This window comes from Allokutzneria sp. NRRL B-24872 (assembly GCF_002155965.1).
In the GTDB taxonomy this organism is placed as follows: Bacteria; Actinomycetota; Actinomycetes; order Mycobacteriales; family Pseudonocardiaceae; genus Allokutzneria.
The window spans coordinates 1-1,023 of the sequence record NZ_MUMH01000233.1 but is presented as its reverse complement, the minus strand read 5'-3'; the positions used below and the strand labels follow the sequence as shown (position 1 = coordinate 1,023).

The window sequence follows — 1,023 nt, the reverse complement described above, 5'->3', positions numbered from 1 at the left end:
CGCCCGCGGCGACTAGCCGCCCACCCCAAAAAACCCGTTTCGTACTCATAGCGGGAAAGGGAGCGCTCCCATCTGCCGCTAAGGGCTGTCTCGTAAGTCGGTTGGGTTGTTGATCGGCGCTTCGGGCCGTGATCATGGTGGGGTGCAGGTGGTCTCAGCGTCTCGGCCGGAATGGATCGCCCCGTTCACCGGCCTGCGGCCAGGGCAGTTCCGGAAGCTGGTGCGGACCGTGGCCGCTCGGGGTGGTGAGGTGATCGCTGACGGGCGCCGGGGCCGTCAGTGGCGGTTGCCGCTGGCTGACCGGGTGCTGCTGGTCGCGGTGTACTGGCGCACCAACCTGACCATGCGCCAGATCGGCCCGTTGTTCGGAGTGTCCCATTCCGCCGCGCACCGGGTGATCGACTCCCTCGGGCCGCTGCTGGCGTTGGCGCCGGTCAGAAAGCGGCAGGTGGAGACGGTGGCGATCGTGGACGGCACGCTGGTGCCCACCCGTGATCACCGTCTGGCCGCACGGTCGAAGAACTACCGATACTCGACGAACCTGCAGGTCGCCATCGACGCCGAGACCACCGTCTATGACACCTCCGGCATCGCCGAGAAACTGGCCGACCGTGTGGTCATGGCCGACGGCGGCTACCAGGGAACCGGCGTGATCATGCCCTACCGCAAACGCACCCGCGACGAGGTCCTGCCCGACTGGAAAGAGGACCTCAACACCATCCACCGCGGCATCCGGGCACGCGTGGAACACGCTCTGGCCCAGATGAAGGTGTGGAAGATCCTGCGCGACTACCGCCGCGCCGCCTCCACCCTCGGCTCTACGGCCTCCGGGATCGCGTATCTGCGGAACCTCGCACTCACCGGCTGACACCAGACACCGAGCAGCGGCAACCACAACACCCTTTTACGAGACATCCCTTAGGCAGCGGGAAGTCGTCGAGGCGTTCCTCGCGGCTTCGCGCGATGGCGACTTCGAAGCGCTGCTCGCTGTGTTGGATCCCGACGTCGTGCTTCGAGCGGACG

General features: G+C 66.7%; 1 protein-coding gene and 1 pseudogene. Both read left to right on the top strand.

Annotation, left to right across the window (positions count from 1 at the left end; all coding sequences use genetic code 11):
* Nucleotides 1-142 precede the first annotated feature (142 nt).
* Nucleotides 143-868: a transposase family protein gene (locus tag CCN37_RS36685; protein ID WP_086829944.1), complete on the top strand. Its 726-nt coding sequence runs from the start codon at nt 143-145 to the stop codon at nt 866-868.
* 52 nt (nt 869-920) lie between these two features.
* Nucleotides 921-1,023, top strand: a pseudogene (locus CCN37_RS41845) (RNA polymerase subunit sigma-70); the annotation flags it as partial.